General features: G+C 35.5%; 20 protein-coding genes. 19 read left to right on the top strand and 1 reads right to left on the bottom strand.

Going from position 1 to position 22594, the window contains the following annotated elements; genetic code table 11:
* Positions 1 to 5054: hypothetical protein (locus KJ849_00510; protein ID MBU2599057.1), on the bottom strand; the 5054-nt coding region annotated here is incomplete at its 3' end.
* A gap of 452 nt (positions 5055 to 5506) precedes the next feature.
* Here KJ849_00510 and KJ849_00515 point away from each other — a divergent pair.
* The 19 genes from KJ849_00515 (at position 5507) to KJ849_00605 (ending at position 22480) form a co-directional block, all read left to right on the top strand.
* Positions 5507 to 6154: a threonylcarbamoyl-AMP synthase gene (locus KJ849_00515; GenBank protein MBU2599058.1), complete on the top strand. Its 648-nt coding sequence runs from the start codon at positions 5507 to 5509 to the stop codon at positions 6152 to 6154.
* A gap of 16 nt (positions 6155 to 6170) precedes the next feature.
* Complete coding sequence (locus KJ849_00520) at positions 6171 to 6290, top strand: hypothetical protein (GenBank protein ID MBU2599059.1); 120 nt, start codon at positions 6171 to 6173, stop codon at positions 6288 to 6290.
* The gene (locus tag KJ849_00525) at positions 6262 to 6375 is read left to right on the top strand and encodes a hypothetical protein (GenBank protein MBU2599060.1); all 114 of its coding nucleotides are present in this window, start codon (positions 6262 to 6264) and stop codon (positions 6373 to 6375) included. Before KJ849_00520 ends, KJ849_00525 begins: the two co-directional genes overlap by 29 nt.
* A gap of 4 nt (positions 6376 to 6379) precedes the next feature.
* Positions 6380 to 6850, top strand: a complete 471-nt coding sequence (locus tag KJ849_00530; GenBank protein ID MBU2599061.1) for a low molecular weight protein arginine phosphatase — start codon at positions 6380 to 6382, stop codon at positions 6848 to 6850.
* Between the two features lie 20 nt (positions 6851 to 6870).
* The gene (gene rpiB, locus KJ849_00535; GenBank protein ID MBU2599062.1) at positions 6871 to 7302 is read left to right on the top strand and encodes a ribose 5-phosphate isomerase B; all 432 of its coding nucleotides are present in this window, start codon (positions 6871 to 6873) and stop codon (positions 7300 to 7302) included.
* Positions 7303 to 7773: 471 nt separating this feature from the next.
* Positions 7774 to 8343, top strand: coding sequence for a bifunctional pyr operon transcriptional regulator/uracil phosphoribosyltransferase PyrR (pyrR, locus tag KJ849_00540; protein MBU2599063.1), 570 nt, complete (start codon positions 7774 to 7776; stop codon positions 8341 to 8343).
* The gene (locus KJ849_00545; protein MBU2599064.1) at positions 8330 to 9250 is read left to right on the top strand and encodes an aspartate carbamoyltransferase catalytic subunit; all 921 of its coding nucleotides are present in this window, start codon (positions 8330 to 8332) and stop codon (positions 9248 to 9250) included. Before pyrR ends, KJ849_00545 begins: the two co-directional genes overlap by 14 nt.
* 13 nt (positions 9251 to 9263) lie before the next feature.
* Positions 9264 to 10550 carry a dihydroorotase gene (locus KJ849_00550; GenBank protein MBU2599065.1) on the top strand — a complete coding sequence of 429 codons (1287 nt, stop codon included), beginning with the start codon at positions 9264 to 9266 and terminating at the stop codon, positions 10548 to 10550.
* A 14-nt stretch (positions 10551 to 10564) separates the two neighbouring features.
* Positions 10565 to 11047 carry an HIT domain-containing protein gene (locus KJ849_00555; GenBank protein MBU2599066.1) on the top strand — a complete coding sequence of 161 codons (483 nt, stop codon included), beginning with the start codon at positions 10565 to 10567 and terminating at the stop codon, positions 11045 to 11047.
* Positions 11044 to 11190 carry a hypothetical protein gene (locus tag KJ849_00560; GenBank protein MBU2599067.1) on the top strand — a complete coding sequence of 49 codons (147 nt, stop codon included), beginning with the start codon at positions 11044 to 11046 and terminating at the stop codon, positions 11188 to 11190. Before KJ849_00555 ends, KJ849_00560 begins: the two co-directional genes overlap by 4 nt.
* A 246-nt stretch (positions 11191 to 11436) precedes the next feature.
* On the top strand, positions 11437 to 12246 hold the full coding sequence (locus tag KJ849_00565; protein ID MBU2599068.1) for a dihydroorotate dehydrogenase electron transfer subunit: 810 nt from the start codon (positions 11437 to 11439) through the stop codon (positions 12244 to 12246).
* A gap of 3 nt (positions 12247 to 12249) precedes the next feature.
* Entirely contained in the window at positions 12250 to 13158 is a 909-nt protein-coding gene (locus tag KJ849_00570; GenBank protein ID MBU2599069.1) for a dihydroorotate dehydrogenase, read from the top strand.
* A 75-nt stretch (positions 13159 to 13233) separates the two neighbouring features.
* Entirely contained in the window at positions 13234 to 13983 is a 750-nt protein-coding gene (gene pyrF / locus KJ849_00575) for an orotidine-5'-phosphate decarboxylase (GenBank protein MBU2599070.1), read from the top strand.
* A 47-nt stretch (positions 13984 to 14030) separates the two neighbouring features.
* On the top strand, positions 14031 to 14621 hold the full coding sequence (gene pyrE / locus KJ849_00580; protein ID MBU2599071.1) for an orotate phosphoribosyltransferase: 591 nt from the start codon (positions 14031 to 14033) through the stop codon (positions 14619 to 14621).
* Between the two features lie 13 nt (positions 14622 to 14634).
* Complete coding sequence (locus KJ849_00585) at positions 14635 to 17196, top strand: S8 family serine peptidase (GenBank protein ID MBU2599072.1); 2562 nt, start codon at positions 14635 to 14637, stop codon at positions 17194 to 17196.
* 35 nt (positions 17197 to 17231) lie between these two features.
* On the top strand, positions 17232 to 18347 hold the full coding sequence (locus tag KJ849_00590; GenBank protein MBU2599073.1) for a PorV/PorQ family protein: 1116 nt from the start codon (positions 17232 to 17234) through the stop codon (positions 18345 to 18347).
* A 158-nt stretch (positions 18348 to 18505) separates the two neighbouring features.
* Entirely contained in the window at positions 18506 to 19726 is a 1221-nt protein-coding gene (locus tag KJ849_00595; protein ID MBU2599074.1) for a PorV/PorQ family protein, read from the top strand.
* 33 nt (positions 19727 to 19759) lie between these two features.
* Entirely contained in the window at positions 19760 to 21472 is a 1713-nt protein-coding gene (locus KJ849_00600) for a proline--tRNA ligase (GenBank protein MBU2599075.1), read from the top strand.
* Positions 21473 to 21721: 249 nt separating this feature from the next.
* Entirely contained in the window at positions 21722 to 22480 is a 759-nt protein-coding gene (locus KJ849_00605) for a ComF family protein (protein ID MBU2599076.1), read from the top strand.
* Positions 22481 to 22594: the final 114 nt, after the last annotated feature.

The raw sequence follows: 22594 nt of genomic DNA on the forward strand, positions 1-22594 counted from the left end.
TTGCCAATATTCCCAGCGGCATCTTTAGCCCAGACATAAACGGTAACCGTTCCTTCAGCGGCATTAGTCAGAGTCCCGGTAGTGGTGGTGGTATAAGTTCCATTAGTCGTTCCTTGATTATTAGTAAAGCTGTAATAGTAACCAGCCACACCAGAAGTAAGATCAGTAAATCCACTCCAGTTGATGGTAAGAGTCTTTTCCTTAGTGTAAGCAACTCCATTGTTGACACTGACACTACCAGCAGCAGAAGGAACGGCCGTATCAATAGTAAAGCTGCTAAGGGAGTAAGGTCCACCAGTATTACCAGCCGAATCTATCCCAGTAATAGCCAGAGCAACTGCTCCTTGGGTGTCTCCTGCTTGGACTTGATAGGTATAAGTATAAATAAGTCCAGTTTTAGAACTATAAGCAGCGGCATTACCATTTACGGTGACGGTAGGATTAGCTTGGAGCGTTTCTGAAGCAGTAAAGGTAATCGTAACTAATTCAACTTTAGCTGGATTAGGAGTAACATTAGGAGTGGTAAAAGTAGGAGCAACTGTATCTAAAGAAGTAGTATCGGAATAAATCCCGATATTGCCAACCAGATCTCTAAGTCTATAGTAGACTGTCTTAACGCCATCGCCAGAAGTTAAGCTCCAGTTAGTCTTAGTAGTAGCAGCATTCTCCCAGGAAGAATAACTACTGCCATCATTAGAGTAACAAACCTTATCCAAGCCACTGCCACCATCAGCATAGCCAGAGAGATTTAAAGTTACAGTAGCTGAAGTCGTATATTCATTGCCATTAGCAATCGATATAGTTCCCGAAGGAGCGGTGGTATCTAAAGTAGTAGTATCGCTAACGGCCGTAGCTTCATTTCCAGCAATATCTTTGACTTTAAAGTAAACGGTTTTAACTCCATCGGTAGTAGTGATAGTCCAGGTCTTAGCTGTGTTATAGTCTTCCCAAGAGCTATAGTTAGTTCCATTATTAGAGAAGCAGATCTTGTCTAAGCCAGAGCCAGAAGCATCTGTGGCTGAGAGACTTAAGCTTACTTGGGTCGAAGCAGTGTAACCAGCGGTATCATTTATGATAAGACTTAAGGAGGAAGGAGCGGTCTGATCATAAAAGACAGAAATAGAAGAAGAATTTGGTCCAGGACCACTAGAAATATCATCTCGGGCATTAGCATAAATGGTGTTAGTTCCTTCAGTTAAGGTAATATTCTTAGAAAAGTTTCCGGTAATGCCATCAGCAGTAAAAGTAGCAATAACTTCATCACCTAAAGGGGTTATAGTATAATTTGTTGAAGTTCTAGCTCTAATCCAATATTTAGTCATACTGTTTACAGAAGTAGCTGCCCAATTAGCAGGCTTGGTGAAAGCTATTACTCCTGATTTAGCAAAAGATTTGCCAGTACTCTCTGTCCCATCGGTAACTGATAAAGAAGTCCAAGAAGAACCATTGTAGTATTCCCAGGTTACATCACCAACTGTTCCAGGAGTAGAAATCTTAAAATGAATGCGGTCAAATTTAGCTACATTTCCTACGTAAAGAGCATGCTCGGTAGTTGGAGAGCCTAAGGTAACATCGTTAATAGTAATATTGGCGGCATCTGAAGTTTCATCAGTGTAACTACCATTATACCAGTAAACACTATCTTGGGACAGCCCGTTTACAAATATTTGAACAGCTGACCATTTATCTGCTGTTCCGCTAATAGTAATTTGGGTGTTAGTTACCGCTCCGTCTACATCATCTGAAGCCTTTAGCGGAGTAGCATGAACAGTTAAATTAGGAGCAGCAGGAGGAAGTCCTCCCGTCATTCCTACTAAAGCATCTCCATCATTTCCTGGAACATAGCTTCCCATGCCAGCTAAAAATTGGCTGGTATAATCACCAGAGTCGTAATCTAGATAAGTAACATCACTCCAGCGAGCGGTAGTAGCTACAGAACGACGGTCATAATCAGTTACTTTTATAGTTAAAGCTCCATTCCAAAGATTATTAAAATCCTGTTGCTTAGCGGCCACAAAGCCATATCCTTCTGCCGGAGTTACTAACCCTTCCTCGCTTGTTACGCTAACTTTAACTAACTGCAAATTATTTTGATCGGTAATAATGGTAAAGCCTCCTAACTCTGTATCGTTAGAAGTAAAGGTAGTATTAGAGGGAGTTAAGTTAATCTTATTAGCTAATTCATTGGTAGCTCCTAATATTCTGAGAGTGAATTTTAGTCCATAGGTGTCATAGTGACCTCCAGCAGGAGCAGGAAAAGGAGCAGGGGTGTTATTGTAAGAAATATTATTTGTAGCTAATAAATTATGACCAGCATTACTATTATCATCATAGGTAACAGTAATCTGAGCTGTGTCAACTACCGTGAGACTAATTGCTCTTTCCACATAACCATAGGTTTGGATTTTAAAAGAATCTGTAACAGGGCTTGCGGCTACATATCCACGGTAGTAGTTAGAAGTTGACGAGACAGGGTCTTCTTTTATCTTTTGGATTACTTTAGTCGAGATAGAAAATAAGGTATTAGAATCCCTCATATAAAGTCTATTATTCCATTCATCAGTAGTTCCTAAAACTTTAATAGTAAAGTACATTCCTCTAATGGAAATATTTCCAGAAGTAGTAGCCGTAGTATTACTATTATTTGGAGTATGACCTGTTAAGGTTACTACTAATTGTTCAGTGCTATCATCAGTGGATATATAGTTCATTGTTGAATCCACAAGTTCATCAGCTTTAACATAGCCTGTTCTACTTACCGTTAAATCTCCAGCCGAAACAGAAATAGCATTAGGAGCAATATAATAAGAATTGCTTACAGAGTTTGAGATACCAATTAAATCTGCACCAGCATCTGTCTTATAAGTTACAGTGCAACTACTCATGTTATCTGTTTCGATTAACTCATCATAAACAATTACTTTTAAAGAGTATTTAAGTCCTTCAATATTATAAGTTCCTCCTGTGGTAATAGATGTAGATCGAATGTCATTTGCGCCATTCATATTTATATATACTTGCCCAGCAGAAGGAGTAATAGTAATACCATTTGCTCCAGTCAGACCTAAATGCGTTACTTGATAGTCAACAAAGCCTACCCGTTGGATATCTAAATCACCGAGAGTAGTAGCAGTGTTGGCCCAGTAGTAATAGTAACCATTGCTATTAGTAGGAGAACGAGTATCAAAAATATAAGTACTGCAATCAGCGGAAGTAAAATTATTGGTCATGCTATCTATTTCATCTCGATTATAGATCTTTAGTCCAAACTCAAAACCTTTTACATTATTATTACCTCCAGAAGTAATAGAAGAAGCTGGGCTATTAACTCCCATATTAATTACTGTTTGGTTACTTTGAGAGGTGGCAAAATTATTAAATCCGGTGTTAGTTACTTCAGCATTTATATAACCAGCAGTAACACTTGCTGTTTTATTTAAGATTAAACCAGCGCCAACACCCAGAGTATTTGCCCAATACATAGTAGTTTGCCCTATTGGGCCATAAGTAAGATCATTGCCAGCATAAGTCTTAGTATTAATATTCCCTACATTCATTGCACCGGCAATATTTCCACCTAATTCGTCAGCCACAACTACTTTTAGTCCAAATTTGTTTTGAGATTCTTTGATTTGAGAGACAGTGGCCGTGGCTGAAGGAGCAGTGTCAGAAACAGAGCTGGTCACATATCCTTCTGTAGCATGGGAAGGAACACTTATGGTTACCGTGTAACTGGTACTTGCTGGAACGGTACAACCATAGTCATTAACACTGCCTGGATTAACTGTAGCTGTTCCAGAAGAAGGAGTTACAGTTATAGCTCCAGTTACTACTGTAGATAACCCTGTACTATCTCCTTCTCTATTAGTAGTCACATGAACGGTAAATTTATTAGAAGAACTACTCTCTGTTTGAGAACCACTTGCTGTTGCTGGCACACTTACTGAAGTAATATCATAATTTAAGTAACCAATTGCCCCGAGTCCGGTCACACTTACAGTTCCGCTTGGACTTCCTACTGGCTTAGGAATGCCGTATATGGCGGTAGATCCATTTCTTACCCCAGAAGTGCCTCCAAAATTAACATTTGCAGTAGCAGCAGTTATTTCACTACCAAATTCATTCTTGACCGTAACTTTTACCGTAAATTTATTGGCGGTAGCTGTAGTTTGGGAATTACCGGCTGTAGCCAATGGAGATGTTTGAGCGGTGGTAGCATAATTTAAATATCCAGTTGCTCCTACGGTTACCGTATAACTGGTATTTGCTGGAACGGTACAACCATAGTCATTATTATTACCTGAATTTACCGTAGCTGTTCCAGCAGAAGGAGTAACTACGGTTACTACTGAGCCAATATTAGACACAAATTCGTTCTTAGTAGTAATATGAACGGTAAATTTATTAGAAGAACTACTTTCTGTTTGAGAATCACTTGCTGTTGCTGGCACACTTACTGAAGTAATATCATAATTTAAGTAACCAATTGTCCCGAGTCCGGTCACACTTACAGTTCCACTTGGACTTCCTACTGGCTTAGAAATGCCGTATATGGCGGTAGATCCATTTCTTACCCCAGAAGTGCCTCCAAAATTAACATTTGCAGTAGCAGCAGTTATTTCACTACCAAATTCATTCTTGACCGTAACTTTTACCGTAAATTTATTTAGGATAGTCTTAATGTTAGGATCATCTGCAGAATTCCAGGAAGTAGAAGCTATGGTAGCATTTAAATAACCAGCACTTCCTAAGCCACTACTTTCAATCTTAAAATTTTGCCCATTAGCAATATCAGTAACGCCATTATTAAAATCTATCCCGTTGATGAATGTTACTGATCCGGTATCTGCTTTTGTCTTTTGAGTATCATCCCCATTGCCTAAGGTTCCATCTGGCCCAGGAAAAGTAAGGATTATGGTAGCTTGATTAGTAAGGGTGGTTCCAAACTCATCTTGGGTATTGACCAAGATATCGCCGACAGCTGCATAAAGCAGGGCTTCAGAGAAGAAGAATAAAGATATAGTGAGGATTAAAAATATAGTTTTCTTTAACATCTTAGTGCTTCCTCTAACTTCCTATTTCTATTATGACATTAAGATAAAAAAAAGTAAAGAGAGAGATGATAAAAAAAGATAAAAAAAATAATAAATAAGTTATAAATAGTAGATATTATTAGTAAACAGTAAGAATAAAAAGATGTTGATTAAATAAATATAAGAAAACATAAAGAAAGTTAAATTTGCATATAAAAAACTAAATAACCTTCCTGACTAAATTTCCTTGACGGCTTAGCTAAATTATATTAATATAACTTTAATTAAGATGATAAGTGTTTAGCGGTCAATCGTTAATTGTCAGCAGAAAAAAGAGAGAATCCAGCAAATTCTAATCATGAAATTTGATAATGTCCCTTAATGAAAAGAAACTGCCCGATTCCTTCTATCCAAAAAGCTGATTGCTGATTGCTAAAGGCATACCTGAGGTTAGCTAAAGGCGTTAGTAAATCTTGAACAAAGCAGTAAAGACAAAAGTTATCTCTATCAACCCTGAAGATATTGAAATTTCTAAACTTAAATTAGTGGTAAGTGAGCTAAAAAAAGGTAAAGTCATTGTCTTTCTCACTGATACTCTTTATGGCTTAGGAGTTGACTTTGAAAATCATGAAGCTGTGAAGAGAATCTTTCAAATTAAAGAGCGCTCTATTGACAAACCTTTGCTCTTATTGATTTCAGAGATAAGCGAAGTAAGTAAGTTAGCGATAAATATTTCCCCTTCCCTTTATGAATTAATGAGTAAATTTTGGCCAGGTCCCCTTACTTTGGTCTTAAAAGCTAAAAGAAAGATATTTGGAATTACCTCCGCTGATGGGAAGATTGCTTTAAGAATGCCGAATAGCCCCATGGCTTTAACTTTAATTAAATATTTTAATAAGCCCCTTACTGCTCCCAGCGCTAATCTCTCAGAAAAAGAAAACTTATTGACCGAAGAAGAGATAGAAAGGGTCTTTGAAGGCAAAGTAGATCTAATTGTTAAAGGAGGAAGATGTAAATCTGAAAAACCTTCTACTCTTTTAGACTGTTCAAATCGTACTCCTGTCTTACTTAGAGAGGGTGTGCTTAGCTTTTCTGAGATCTTAAAAGTCTACAGAGAATAATTTTATGATTAAAAAGATAAATTCTATCCTCTTTGTTTGCACTGGAAATACTTGCCGTAGTGTCATCGCTGAATACACCATAAAAAAATGGATAGCGAAGTTTAAAGATGACTTGCACTGGAAATACTTGTCGTAGCGTCATGGCTGAATACACCTTTAAAGAGATGGCTAAAGACAGTCTTTTTAATTTATTTGAGATCTTAAAAGTCTACAGAGAATAATTTTATGATTAAAAAGATAAATTCTATCCTCTTTGTTTGCACTGGAAATACTTGCCGTAGTGTCATCGCTGAATACACATTTAAAGAGATGGCTAAAGACAGTCTTTTTAATTTAAAGGTATCTTCAGCCGGAACATTAGCCTTAGAGGAAATGGGCTTATTAAGTAAAACAAAAGAAGTCTTAGAAAAAAATAATATTCCTATCTCAAACCATAAACCTACTCAGATTAAAGAAGATCTAGTTAGAGAAAGTAACTTAATCTTAACCATGTCCCAGCATCATAAAGAACAATTATCTTATCGGTATCCTGAAAGCCTCTATAAAATCTACCTATTAAGTGAATATGTAGAAAACAGCTCAAAAGAGATTATAGATCCTTATGGTTTATCTTTAGAATCTTACCAGGAGTGTTTTTGGACAATAAAGAGTTACATAGAGAAGCTACTTCTAAAATTAAAAAATTGTTCAAAATAAAATAACAAGGAGTGCCTTATATGAAGATATATCTGGGGTGCGATCATGCTGGATTTCTATTAAAAGAAGAGATTAAAAAATTTCTCCAACCAGAGAGAGCGGAGATTATTGATCTCGGAACTTATGGTCAAGATTCTGTAGATTATCCAGATTATGGCTATTTAGTAGCCAAAGAAGTAGCTACCCATAAAGAGAGCAAAGGAATATTGATCTGTGCTACCGGAATAGGAATGAGTATCGTGGCTAATAAAGTTAAGGAAACAAAAGCTGCTTTATGTCATAATATAGAAACAGCTAAGTTATCAAGAGAACATAATAATGCTAATATATTGGTGATGGGAAGTAAGATCGTTGATACTTCCTTAGCCTTAGAGATGGTAAAAGTTTTTTTAACCACCGAAGCATTAGGAGATCGACATCAAAGAAGGGTAGAAAAGATTAATAGTTTATAGTGGTTATTAACGAAAATTAGACACGAAAATTAGACATAAAAAATAATACCGAGCAATAAAAGATAAACTTGTTTGGAGTTAAAAATTAATTTGAATCTAAGTCAAATTTTGACTAATATAGGCAATCCATTAATTAAGTTGACATACCTCGTAGGGAAAATCCACCCCCTACCCCCGCCAGCGGGGGACAGCCTCGTGGATGTCCGTTGTTTCGTTGCCTTTTCGGACAGGGACAAGCTTATCCCCCGCTGGCGGGGGTAGGGGGTGGAAATACAACTATTATGTCAAGTTATTCATCAGATTGCATATAAGGACTATAAATAAAATATTTGACAAAGAATATAGATTTTGATAAGTTATTTCTTAGAAAATTAGCTCTTTTAAGCTAGTTCGGTGAAGCTAGTAAGGGGCAAAAGAATGTCAATTAATCCTCTTACTTTAGCAGTAAGAGGATTTTTTATGTGAGGAATTATGTGGACAGATAAAATAAAAGCAGTCATTATGGATGAGATAGAGATTAAAAGAACTATCTCCAGATTATCCCATGAAATATTAGAAAAAAACAGTAAGGATATCGATAAACTAGCCTTAATTGGCATCAGAAAAAAAGGAGTTCCTTTGGCTTATCGACTTCAAAAAAAGATAAATGAAATTGAAAAAGTAGAAATTCCTGTAGGCATTATAGATATTACCTTATACCGAGATGATATTAATAATTTAAAAACTCCACACGTAGTCCATGAAACAGAAATTCTCCTCGATGTAAATGATAAAAAGATCATCTTAGTCGATGATGTCTTATATACTGGACGAACAGTAAGATGTGCTATTGATGAACTTATTGATTTTGGCAGACCCAAAGCTATTCAGTTAGTAGTCTTAATTGATAGAGGACATCGGGAGATTCCCATCAAGGCAGACTTTATTGGCAAGAATCTACCTACTTCTTATCAAGAAATAGTTAAAGTTTATTTAAGTGAAGTAGATGAGATGGATAAAGTAGTTATTTACGAAAGAGAAAACAACCATGCTCAAGAGTAAGGACCTAATTTCTATTCAAAGTTTATCGGTAGAAGAAATTAATTTAATCTTAGACACAGCTAAGTCTTTTAAAGAAATCTCAGATCGAGCTATTAAAAAAGTTCCCGTCTTAAGAGGTAAAACAGTAGTTAACCTTTTTTACGAACCAAGCACCCGAACACGGATCTCCTTTGAATTAGCCGCCAAGAGACTAAGCGCCGATTTAATCAATGTTTCCGTAAACACGAGTAGCGTAGTAAAAGGAGAAAGCTTAAAGGATACGATTAAGACTTTAGAATCGATGCAAGTCTCAATGGTCATTATCAGGCATAGCGAAGCTGGGGTGCCCACCTTAATAAGCCGATGGGTGGATTTTCCTATTATCAACGCTGGCGATGGAAGCCATGCTCATCCTACTCAAGCTCTTATTGATATGTTTACGGTAAGAGAAAAAAGGCCTAACTTCAAAGATTTAAAGGTAGTCATTGTGGGAGATATCTTACATAGCCGGGTAGCTCGTTCTAATATTTGGGGTTTTACTAAATTAGGAGCTAAAGTAGTTTTATGTGGTCCACCTACTTTGATCCCTAAAGAGGTAGAGCAGTTAGGAGTCTCGGTAACTTATCATTTAGAAGAAGCAATTTTAGAGGCTGATATAGTAATGCTTTTAAGGGTGCAGTCAGAGAGACAAAAAGCAAACTATTTCCCTAGTATCCGGGAATATTCAAGATTATATGGCTTGAATGTAGATAAGTTAAAACATAACCGAGAAATCTTAATCATGCACCCAGGACCTATGAATCGAGATGTGGAAGTAATTCCAGAAGTAGCGGAAAGCCCATCTTCCTTAATAAATGAACAAGTAACTAATGGAATTGCCGTAAGAATGGCCGTCCTTTATCTTTTGGCCCAAAAGAGCAAAAAATAAAAAGAGAAACACTATGGATATCTTAATTAAATCAGGAAGACTTATTAACCCTAAAAACAACTTTGACGAGCAGGTAAATATTGGCCTAAAAAATGGACAGATAAAATACATTGGAAATAAGATGATTAAGGCTCGCGAAATTGTGGATGCTACTGGTCTGGTCGTGGTTCCTGGATTAGTCGATCTTCATACTCACTTAAGAGAACCTGGAAGAGAAGATAAAGAAACTATTAAGACCGGCACCAGGGCAGCAGCTAAGGGAGGCTTTACCACCATCTTATGCATGCCTAACACTTTTCCAGTAGTCGATCATGGAACTTTGGTGGAATTTATTATCTTAAAAGCTCGTCGAGAGGGCATTATTAATGTCTTCCCTATAGGAGCAGCCACCAGAAGACAAGAAGGTAAAGAATTAGCCGAGATTGGAGAAATGATAAAATTAGGAGCCATAGCTATTTCAGATGATGGTGCCCCTGTTATGGACAGTGGACTGATGCGCCGGATTATGGATTATACTAAGATGTTTAAAGTACCGGTAATTTCACATTGTGAAGACCTCACTCTTTCTCAAGATGGCGTGATTAATGAAGGAATTGCTTCTACTATCTTAGGACTAAAAGGAATTCCTGCCGCCAGTGAAGAGATTATGATCGCCAGGGAGATTGCTTTATGCAGGACGACTGATAGCCAGGTTCATATTGCCCATGTGAGCACTAAAGGCTCTTTAGAGTTAATTAAGAAAGCTAAAGAGGAAGGATTAAAGATCACTTGCGAAGTAACCCCCCATCATTTTACCCTTACCGAGGAAGCAGTCTTTAGCTTTGATACTAATACCAAGATAAAACCACCTTTACGAACCAAAGAAGATGTTAAAGCCATCAAAGATGGAATTAAAGAAGGAATTATAGACATCATTGCTACTGATCACGCTCCTCATACTAAGGCTGAGAAAGAATGCGAGTATGGGCAAGCTTCTTTTGGCATTGTTGGTCTTGAAACCGCCCTTTCTTTAGCTTTAACTGAATTAGTAGAAAAAGAAGGGATCAGCTTAAATAAAGTAATAGCTATGCTTACTCATCGGCCCGCCGAGATTGTTAATTTAGATAAAGGAAATATTGAGGTAGGTAAAGATGCCGATATCACCATTATTGACTTAAATAAAGATTTTATCGTTGATGTAAACCAATTAGCCTCTAAGTCTAAAAATTCCCCTTTCCATGGATGGAGACTAAAAGGTAGTGTCTGGGCTACCATCGTTAAAGGAAAGATTGTCTTTAGAGAAAATAGCTTTAAGGTTTAAAAAGAAAGATTTTTATGGAAAAACTTTGGGCACCATGGAGAATAAAGTTCATTGAAGAGGTAGATAAGAGTAAATGTATATTTTGCGAAAAGCCTTTGCAGGACAAAGATGAAGAAAACTACATTATTTATCGGGGAAAGTATACTTTTCTAATGATGAATATTTATCCTTATAATAATGGCCACCTGATGGTTGCTCCGTATGCTCATAAGACTAATTTAGAAGATTTAAATGAAGAGGAATTATTAGAAATGATGAAACTTTCTCAGCTTTCCGTGAAAGCTATCAAGAACAAGATGAACTCCTCAGCCTTAAACTTAGGGTTAAATTTAGGCAAGGTAGCCGGAGCAGGCTTTGAACATCTTCATCTCCATATTGTTCCTCGATGGCCAGGAGATACTAACTTTATGCCCGTAATTGGAGAAACAAAGACAATTTCAGAAGCTTTAGAAAGAACCTACCAGAAATTATTAGCTGGAATAAAAGAGATCAGATGAGAACTCTTTTAGCTTTGGAAGATGGAAGAATCTTTGAAGGAACTTCTTTTGGGATAGAAGGAGGATGTTCAGGAAAAGTAGTCTTTAACACCCATCTGATGGATATTTCTATCTATAAACTTGAGCTTATGGGTCTAGTTTAGAAAAAAAATAGCTAAACCACCACCTTTGTTTAGCTATTTTTTTTACTGATATGAAAACAATGCAAAATATTTGATAGCTTTAGGAAGCTTGCTATCATTAAACTTAACCTCGGCCTTCTAACTTATTTATCGGCAAAAATCTTAAAAAACTTTACTACTTAATAAAGATTAAAAACAGCAATTCTAATGACAAAGTATTATATAACTGAACACTGATAGCTGAATGCTTCCATAAAAAAGACAAAGATGCACCATAAAAAGATAAAAATATTAGCTAATATTGAAATAGCCCCAGCTTATTATAGAATGATCTTAAAGGATTTAGAGATTTCAAATGAAGCTCTACCGGGACAGTTTATCCATGTGAGAGTCTCTGATGATCTTCATCCTTTACTACGTCGGCCTTTTAGTCTTTATAGAATATCTAAAGAAGATCAATTTATAGAAATCTTGTATCAGATTGTAGGCCAAGGTACTTTGCTTTTATCTAAAAAGAGAAGAGATGAATATTTAGATGTTATCGGTCCCATAGGAAGAGGCTTTTGGTTAGAAAAGCCTACTCAAGAAGTATTATTAGTGGCAGGAGGAGTAGGAATAGCTCCATTATTTGCCTTAGCAGAAAAATTACTTAAGGAAGATTTACCTTCTCATAAAATTATCTTCTTCCTTGGTGCAAAAAGTAAAGATTCTTTGATCGGCCTTGATGAACTTAGAAATTTAGGGATAAAAGTAGAAGTAACTACTAAAGATGGAAGTGTAGGCTATGATGGCGTGGTAAGTACCCTTTTAAAAATACATCTCTCCCAAAAAAAAGTAATTTCCAAGTCTCAAATATTTTCATGTGGCCCCTTACCGATGCTTAAAGTAGTCTCTCAAATCGCCGCTAAGCATAACCTACCTTGTCAAGTATCTTTAGAAGAGAGAATGGGTTGTGGAATTGGAGCTTGCTTAGGATGTGTGGTTAAAGTTAGAGAAAAAGGTTCTTCGGCAGAAGATTATGAGCGAGTATGTGTTAATGGTCCTGTCTTTAATGCTGATGAGGTTGTCTGGGAGTAACTTATGGATTTAAGGGTTAATATTGGCGGTATAGAATTAAAGAATCCAGTCATGGTAGCTTCAGGTACTTTTGGTTATGGCCAGGAGTATTCGTCCTTAGTTGATTTAAATAAGATTGGAGCTATTGTGGTTAAAGGAATTACCCTCGAGCCTCAAAAAGGAAACCTGCCCCCTCGAATTGTAGAAACTCCCTCGGGAATGCTTAATTCTATTGGGCTTCAGAATGTAGGAGTAGAAAGATTTATTAAAGAGAAAATGCCTTTTTTAAGAAGATACCAGACTGCTATTATCGTCAATATTTCAGGCAAAACTATTGAAGATTATGCCAAATTAGCTAAACTTTTAAGCGAGGTAGAGGGAATAGCTGGCTTAGAAATTAATATCTCTTGTCCTAATGTGAAAGAGGGAGGAATGATCTTTGGAAGCGATCCTTCTTTAACTTACCAGCTGGTAAAAGAGGTAAGAAAAGCTACTTTTTTGCCTCTCATTGTAAAATTATCTCCTAATGTCACTAATATTATCTTAATTGCTCAAGCAGCTGCGAAAGCTAAAGCCGATGCTCTATCTTTAATCAATACTTTATTAGGTATGGCTATTGATGCGCCTACCAAAAAACCTAAATTAACCACCGTCACTGGTGGTCTTTCCGGGCCAGCCATTAAACCTATTGCTTTAAGAATGGTTTGGGAAGTTTATAAAAAAGTAGCCCTACCTATTATTGGACAAGGTGGAATTACCAGTGCTACTGATGCTGTGGAGTTTATTATTGCTGGAGCTAAAGCTGTGGCGATAGGCACTGCTAATTTTGTAAATCCTCAAATATCCATAGAAGCCCTCGAAGGCATTAAAGAATATTTAAGACTTCATAAGATAGAAAGTGTCTCTCAGTTAGTAGGTAGCCTAATAGTGTAGTCTTGTCTCAGGCAGCCATTTTGAGTTTTTTCTCTAAATATGGCATAATTAATGATACATAATTAATGATAAAGAATGATAGAAATTAATAAATCCGCAGAAAGATTAATTGTAGCTTTAGATGTAGAAGATTTTAAAGAAGCTCAAGAGATAGTAAAGAGACTAAGAGGAGATGTTGGCTTTTTTAAGATTGGTTTTAGTCTCTTTATTAGGTATGGTCATGAGATCGTTAAGATGGTCCAAGATTTAGGTAGTAAAGTATTCTTAGACTTAAAACTTCATGATATCCCTAAGACTGTGGAAAGAGCTACTAAAGCCATTTTAGATTTAAAAATTTCGATGTTTACTCTTCATACTTTAGGGGGAAAAGAGATGTTAAGAGTAGTCTCTGAAACAATAAGCAAAGCTAAAATAAAAGAAGAACCACTTTCTTTAGGAGTCACCATATTAACGAGCTTAGAAGAAAAAAGCCTGAGAGAAGAACTTGGTATTAATAAAAACATAGAAGCTGCTGTCTTGGACTTAGCTACTATGGCTAAGAATGAAAACTTAAAAGGAGTAGTAGCTTCTCCCTTAGAGGTAAAAAAGATAAAAGCTCATTTAGGTAAAGAGTTTTTGGTCGTCTGTCCGGGAATTAGACTAAAGAAGGTCTTAGATGATCAAAGACGAACTAATAGTGCTTACCAGGCCATTAAAGACGGAGCTGATTTTATTGTGGTAGGACGTCCTATCTTGGAAAGTTTAGATCTGATGGCTACTGTGGAAAAGTTTTTTCAAGAAATAGAGAAAGGCTTTCAAGAACGAGGAAGTTTTAAAGATACTTAAAGAGAGTGATGCTACTATAGAAAAGCTTTTTCAGGAGATAAAAGAAAATGTTAAAGGACGAGGAAGTTTTAAAGATACTTAAAGAGAGTGAGGCTCTCTTGGAAGGTCATTTTTTGTTAAGCAGTGGTTTACATAGTCCAAAATATATTCAATGCGCTAAATTACTTCAGTATCCAGATAAAGCTACTTTAGTTTGCCAGGCTTTAGCTGAAAAGTTGAAGCATCTAAAGATAGAAGTAGTCATTGGACCAGCCATGGGTGGAATTATTGTTGCTTATGAAATGGCTAAAAGTTTAAAAGCCAGAGCTATATTTGCTGAAAGAGAAGGTCAAAAAATGGCTTTACGACGAGGATTGATGATTAAGGAAGGAGAAAAGGTCCTTCTGGTCGAAGATGTAGTCACTACCGGTGGTTCTATCTTAGAAGTCGCTAATTTAGTAAAAGAGATGAAAGGTGAAATAGTCAGCTTGGCTTCTTTAATTGACCGCCAAAAAAACCAAGAACTTAATCTTCCCTTGGTCTCATTGCTAAAGATTAAAGCAGTTACTTATGATAAAGAAGATTGTCCTTTATGTAAAAGAAATCTTCCTTTAATTAAGCCAGGAAGTAAAGATCAAAAAGAAACAAGGAAGGCTTAAAAGGATCTCAATAATGAAAAAGATTTTAATCTTAATATTTTGTTTGGCTTTCCTCTTTCAAAATAAGTTAGGAGAAGGTGGAGATATTGATACTTCCTCTAAGAAAGGACTAAATTATGTCGAAGGAGAAGTAATTATTAAGATCAAGACTAAGCTAAAAAGCCAAATTTCTATTAATTTGGTAAAAGAAACCATGATTTGTGGTATTTCTTCCTTGTCTAATTTAAATAAGAAGTTCAAAGTTTACTCTATGGAGAAGGTCTTTACTGATACTCCCTCGGTTAAGATAAGTAAGGCTGAAGAAGAGAGACTCCCTGACTTATCCACTATTTATTTATTAAAATTTCCAGAAGAAATCAATGTCTTTGAAGTAATCAAAACTTATCAAGAAGATATTCATGTTGAATATGTCGAACCTAATTATATTCATAGAATATTTGAAGAAATACCTAATGATTCTAACTATGGACAACAATGGTATTTACCTAAGATTAATGCTCCGGCTGGTTGGGAGGTAGAAAAAGGGAAAGATACTGTCCTGATTGCCATTATAGATAGCGGTGTTGATACAGACCACGAAGACTTAAAAGACAAAGTAGTCATTAAGAATGGTTGTAACCAGATATCTGGAGAAAATGCTGATGATCCTAATCCTATACCTAATGGTTTGGATGATAATAATAGTGGGAGTGCCGACGAAGGGGTTACCCATGGCACTCATGTCGCCGGTATTGCTGCCGCGATGACTAACAATAATTTAGGCATAGCTGGAGTAGCTTGGAATTGTAAAGTTTTACCGGTTAAGGTTCTTAATGATGAAGGAGAAGGCACAGCTGCAAATATAGTTAATGGCATTAAGTTTGCCGCTGATTGGGTTGGTGATTACACCAAAAATTATGCTACAGGAGTAATTAATTTAAGCTTAGGAGGAGAATATAGCTCTACTTACACTGATGCCCTTTCTTATGCTTATGGGAGAAATTGTGTTACTGTAGTTGCCGCAGGAAATGGTGGCAGCGATGGAATTGGAGACGAATTATTAAAAGAAGGAAGTGGAGATCAGAAAGTTTCTCCGGTCTGTAATGATGGCGATGGGGAAAATATGGTCTTAGGAGTAGCGGCTGTGGATGCATTTGACTCTCGGGCTACCTTTTCTAATTATGCTCAAAGTGCTACTGGTTACGTAGAAGTATGCGCTCCTGGAACAACAATTTATAGCAGCTTATTTTATGATGGTAATAATTTCAAAGATAAATACAGCAACATGGCTGGTACTTCTATGGCTACCCCTATTGTTTCAGGTTTAGCGGCTTTAGTAATCTCTAAAGGTGGAAATTTAACCATAAAAGAAGTAAGAAATCATATTATAAATAATGGGGTAGATCTTAGTTCTCAAAACATAGGTCGTCGGATAAATGTTGGTGGAACTATCCAAGCTATCAATCTAAGTCCAACTATTGAAATTACCAAGCTGAATAATCAAGAGGAAAAGATTTGCAACGATACTAATTATTTAATTACCTGGACCGCTAATGATGAAAAAGATGATACCACCATCTCTATTTATTTCGATCTTGATAATTCTGGAACTAACGGCACCTTAATCCACCAAACTACCCTTAAGACTAATGGTCTTCCTAATACCCAATACAGTTGGACGCCAAGTAATAGTGGGATTTCTTCTGGCCCCTATTATCTCTATGCTAAGATTTACGACGGAGTAAGTCCTGAGGTGTCTAATTACACTAAGTATCCTTTAAGTATCTATGAAAGTACCCCTATAAGCGGAGAAATAATAAAAGATTTGCCGGGAACCACTATCGTTGGAATCAAAGAGAATACCTTTAATCAAAAAGTAGCTATAAAGATAAAGGCCGGCATTAATAAAGCTCCTACTTCTACTACGCCTACTTCTACCATTAACAAAGCTAATGAAAGGATTAAAGGCTGTAAGAACATTATTCTTAATAGTAATTTAGAAGATACCACCAGCGAGGTGTTAATATCAGACCCAAATAATAATTACAGTCAGATGACCTTTGGAGAAAAAGCCATAGAGATTACTATCCCTTATCTTCCTGATGGAATAAATGAGAATAATTTAAAGTTATTTTACCTAAACATAGATAGTGAAGAATGGAAGTTAGTAAAAAAACTTACCTTGTTCCCGCTAGAGAATAAGATCGTAGGAGAGATTAACCGAGATAATTTAGAAGATCTTGGTTCTTTTAATTTCATCCCTACGGTCTATAAAGCCATGAGTACTTCTTCTATTGAGAATATTAAAGAGGTAATTAGTTGGCCAAATCCTTTCTTCCTTAATAAAAATGACTATTGTTATCTCGATAACCTACCTAATGATCTTGAAATTAAGGTTAGTATTTTTAATTTAGCCGGAGAAGAAGTAACTACCTTTAACCACAGCCAGGGAGAGCTCTTAGACGGGGAAACAAGGCTTAGATTTAAGTGGTCGGGAAGGAATAGTTCTGGAGATTTAGTGGCTCCAGGATTATACTTTTATCTAGTCAAATCAAGATATGGAACTAAAGTCGAGAAAATGGTTATAGTAAGATAAAACTTAGCTAAAGGCCATGGAGATAAAGATTTAAGATGAAGAAACCAATAATTGTCTTAACAATCATCTTGTTTTTGCTTATTCCAAGTATCTCCTCAGCTAAAAGCAGAGGCACCACAGCCGCTACTTTTTTTAAGATTAGTCCCGGAGCAAGAAGTGCCGGCATGGGAAAGGCTTATGTAGCGATAGCTGATGACAGTGAAGCTCTTTTTTATAATCCATCAGGTCTCGCCTTACTAAGTAAAGATGAACTTTTATTTACTCACTTAAATTGGTTGGCTGAGACTAAGTATGAATGCTTAACTTATGCCTTTTCGCCAGAAGTCTTTTCTGGTAAGATTGGAATTGGTCTTATTTATCTCCATAATGATCAGATAAAATATACTTCTAATGGTCCATCTTGGGAAGAGAAAGATGGATATTTTAAATTTTATGACTATGGACTGGTCTTATCTTATGGAAGAAAGTTAAATAAATTAATCTCGGTAGGTAGTAATATTAAGTTTTTTCAAGAAGGAACAAATTTAAAGGGTGATCTAAGCTATAAGACCCCTCTTAACTTTATTTTCGATACTGGGATACTTTTTAAAAGGAATTCCTTAAGCTTGGGACTTTGCCTCCAAAACATAGGCCCTGCGGCTAAGTATAAAGAAGCCAAGATAGATTTGCCTTTTAAGGTAAAATTTGGGCTTTGCTATAAAAAGTTTGATGATCGGCTAAGAATAGCTCTTGACTTGAGTAAGCCTAATGATCATAAAGTCTCTTTTAACTTAGGCCTTGAGTATGTGCTCTTAAAATTAGTCAGTCTTAGAGCAGGATTTTTCAAAGATGAAGATGACGATAGTAAGAATTTTACCTTAGGAGGAGGATTTAAATTTAAGAATTATTACTTAGATTATGCTTACACCCCTCATCAAGATTTAGGTGATGTTCAGAGAATTTCCTTCTGCCTTAAAGGATCATATCAAGAATTTTGGAAAGAATGGGAAGAAAAAAAGGAGATTAAAGAAAGAAAGAAAATTAGAATATTATTAGAAAAAAAAGGAATTAAAAAAGATAAGGTTAAGGATCAAGAAAAAGAAGATCAAGAAGAAGGAAAAGAAGATAGATGGAAGGAATTAGAAAAAAGATATTTGAAAAAATATGAATAGTAATTCTAATTGTTAAAGCATGAAGAAGAGAGATAAGATTAAATATTTTCTTTACATTTTGCTGATCTTTAAATATTATTATTAAGATCAAGAGGTTATTGATCAAGTTAAGATAAAGTTTTTTTATAATTGCTGTTGTGTTAAGATAGAGATTATTGATGAAGAGATTATTATTAATAATTACTTTAAGCTTATTTTTTATCTTTTTAAATTCAAGTCAAGCCAGCGAAGTTGGTAAGAGTGGAGCTAATTTCTTAAAGTTAGAAGTAGGCAACAGAGCGGTAAGCCTGGGAGGAGCTTACACTGGTTTAGGAGATGATGTTTTTTCTATATTTTTCAATCCTGGTGGATTAGGAAGAGCTAAGAATCATGAATTTACTTTTATGTATAATCAATACTTAGAAGACATTCACCATGGATTGGCCGCTTATCTTTATCCTACCAGATATTATGGAGTTTATGGCTTAAGTTTAATTTATTTAGACTCAGGAAAGATAAATAAGCTAATCATTAATCCTAATGGAGCTGGTTATAAAGAAACAGGACAAACTTTTTCTACCTCCCAATATTGCGTTGTCTCTTCTTTTGGTTATCAATTTAATAAAAAGTTATCTACTGGCTTTAATCTTAAATTTATTAAAGGAAAGTTAGCTGACTGTTCTTCTAATCTTGCCACCGCTCTAGATTTTGGAATTATTTATACTCCTTTTAAGAGGCTCAACTTAGGACTAAGTCTTCAAAATGCCGGCACTAAGATAAAATACCTTGAAAAAAGTGAAAGCGATCCCTTGCCTTTTACCCTGAGAATAGGAACAGCTTTAAAATTAGTAGATGATAATTTAATTGTGGCTTTAGATGTAGTAAAGTTTAATGATAATAAGATCAACATTCATGCCGGTCTGGAAGGAAATATATTAGGTCTATTTTCACTCCGGACTGGATACCAAGTCGGAAGTGATGATTTATGGAGTTACGCCGTAGGATTTGGAGTAAAGGCAAAAGGGATATGTTTTGATTATGCCTTTAAACCGGCCGAAGATTTTGGAAATACCCATAGAATTTCTCTCGGATTTAAGTTTGGAGGAATAACCAAGGAAGATGGAGTCATTGATGACTATGATGAAATGAGGGAAAAAGAAGAAGAGATAATAAAAAAAGAGAGAGAACAAGAACTTAAAGGAAAAAGCAAGAAAAAAATTAAAGAAAAAGACCTTGATCTTTATGAAAAAGATCAAAGAGAGATACCTCGAAAAATGAAAAAAGAGTTCCAAGAAAAGGACTTAGAAGAAGACTATCGACCAGCTCCTAAGAAACCTTCAAAAGAAGATTACCCCCAAGAAGAAGACTATGAATTTGAAGAAGAAATTTATGATTTTTAAAAAGTTATTAAATTAGGCAATGGAGTAAATATTATGCGGATGACCTCATTATTTGCCACTACCTTATATCAAGATCCTGCTACCGTAGAGCTTGTTAGTCATAAGCTAATGTTACGAGCTGGACTAATTAAAACCATGTCTTGTGGAATTTATACTTATCTTCCTCTGGCTCATAGGGTAATTCAAAAGATAAGTAAGATTATTAGAGAAGAATTAAATAAGGTTGGCGGCCAAGAACTCCTTCTTCCTATTTTACATCCAGCCCAGTTATGGCAAGAGACTAATCGTTGGAATGAATATGGAGAAGAAATGTTTAAATTAAGAGACCGAAAGAATAGATCTTTTGGCTTAGGCCCCACCCATGAAGAAGTAATCACTGATTTAGTAAGAAGAGAAATAAAATCTTATCGTCAACTCCCCTTGATGTTGTATCAAATTCAAACTAAGTTTCGGGATGAAATTAGGCCTCGTTTTGGGGTAATGAGAGCCCGTGAATTTATAATGAAAGATGCTTATAGCTTTCATAGGAATCAAGAAGATTTAGATAGCTGGTATGATAAATTATACCAAGCTTACCGTGATATCTTTACTCGTTGTGGGTTAAAATTTGCCATTATGGAAGCTGATTCAGGATTAATTGGAGGTTCTGTTTCTCACGAATTTATGGTTATTTCAGAGGAAGGAGAAGAACCTCTAGTTATCTGTGAGGGAGAAGACTACTCTTCTCATTTAGATCGAGCTACTTCTGTGCCTAATTCTATCTCAGGAAAAAAAGAAGAAACATTAGCCTTGCAGTTAATAGAAACACCAAACTTGAAAACCGTTCAAGAAGTGTCGAATTTTTTAAAAGTCCCTCCCTATCAATTAATAAAGACCCTTATTTACGAAGATGGAAAAAGATGCCTGGCTGTTTTAATTTCAGGAAACGATGAACTTAATGAAAAAAAATTACAAAAGGTAGTTGGTGGTGATAATTTAGCCTTAGCCAGTCAAGAGACCATTAAGAGAATGACTAAAGCTCCTTTAGGATACACTGGCCCTGTAGGTTTAGACAATCTAGAGATCATCGCTGACCACTTAATTAAGGATAGATTTAATATGGTGGTAGGAGCTAATCAAGCTAATGCTCATTATCTTAATGCTAACCTCCTTAGAGATTTTAAAGTAGCTGGTTTTTACGATTTAAGGCAAGTCAAAGAAGGAGATAGTTGTCTTAAATGTGGAAAAAGATTAAAGTTTTATAGAGGTATCGAAGTAGGTCATGTCTTTAAATTAGGTAATAAGTATAGCCAAGCCATGAAAGCAACTTTTCATGATGAAAATGGTCAAGAAAAAGAGATGATCATGGGTTGTTATGGAATTGGGGTTTCGAGGTTAGTCGCTGCGGTTATTGAACAAAGCCATGATCAAGCTGGTATTATTTGGCCAAAGACTATTGCTCCTTACCAAATCTTAGTCTTACCTACCAATGTGGCTGATCCAGAAATATCTAAGCTCTCTTTCGAGATTTATGATCTTTTAAGCAACCAAGGCTTAGAAGTCATCATCGACGATCGGAATGAAAGTCCAGGAAAAAAGTTTAAAGATGCAGACTTAATAGGCTTACCTATTTGTATTACTATTGGCAATAAAGCCAAAGAAAGTAAAAAATACGAAGTGAAGGATAGAAAAAGTAAAGAAAGAAGATATTTAAGCCAAGATGAAGTCTTAAAGGAAATGAAAGAGATCTTTAAAATCTGCGGTTGATTACTTAGAATGGGTCTTAATATTACTAGAAAAGATTGGTCTTACTTAATTAAAAGAATAATCATTTTACAAGATGAAGTCTTAAAGGAAATGAAAGAGATCTTTAAAATCTGCGGTTGATTACTTAGAATGGGTCTTAACATTACTAGAAAAGATTGGTCTTACTTAATTAAAAGAATAATCATTTTACAAGATGAAGTCTTAAGGGAAATGAAAGAGATCTTTAAAATCTGCGGTTGATTACTTAGAATGGGTCTTAACATTACTAGAAAAGATTGGTCTTACTTAATTAAAAGAATAATCATTTTAGGAGATGATCTTCTTGATTTTTTATTTCCAGTTTATTGTGAAATTTGTAATTTGAGACTTCAAAGAGAAAGGTATATCTGCCAAGTTTGTCTTAATAAAATAACCTATCTTACTCCCCCTTGCTCTTTATCCAGAAGAGAACCTCTTGTTTTGCAGAATGAGATGATGAGCAAAGATGGTCAAGAATCCAAGCAACATTTGGAAGAAAAGGTTATTAGCTTAGGAAAATACGAAGGAATATTAAAAGACTACCTTCATTTATTAAAATATAACCATAAACCATACTTAGAGGTTTTATTTCCTAAAATTATAAAAGAAGACTATCTTTTCTGGATAAAGCCTTATCAATTTGATTATATTATCCCTGTTCCTCTCCATCCAAAAAAATTGAGAAGTAGAGGCTATAATCAAGCAGAGTTAATAGCTAAATACCTAAGTAAAGTTTATAAAATAAGTTTATCTAAAAATAATTTAAGAAGAAAGAGAGAAACTTTGCCTCAAGTTAATTTAGGAAAAAAAGAACGATTTGATAATGTCAAAGATAGTTTTACCGTTAAAGATAAAGAAAAGCTAAAAGATAAAAGAGTACTCTTGGTGGATGATGTTTACACCACCGGTTCTACAGTTAATGAATGTTACCAAGAACTAAAAAAGTCCAAAGTAAGAAAGGTAATAATTTTAACCTTAGCAAGGAGTTAGTTATGAACTTAATGAATTGCACTTTTTTTAATGGCGAAACAAAGGTCTTATTAAACTTAGCAAGGAGTTAGTTATGAACTTAATGAATTGCACTTTTTTTAATGGCGAAACAAA

Source organism: bacterium (assembly GCA_018830565.1).
Lineage (GTDB): Bacteria > UBA9089 > JAHJRX01 > JAHJRX01 > JAHJRX01 > JAHJRX01.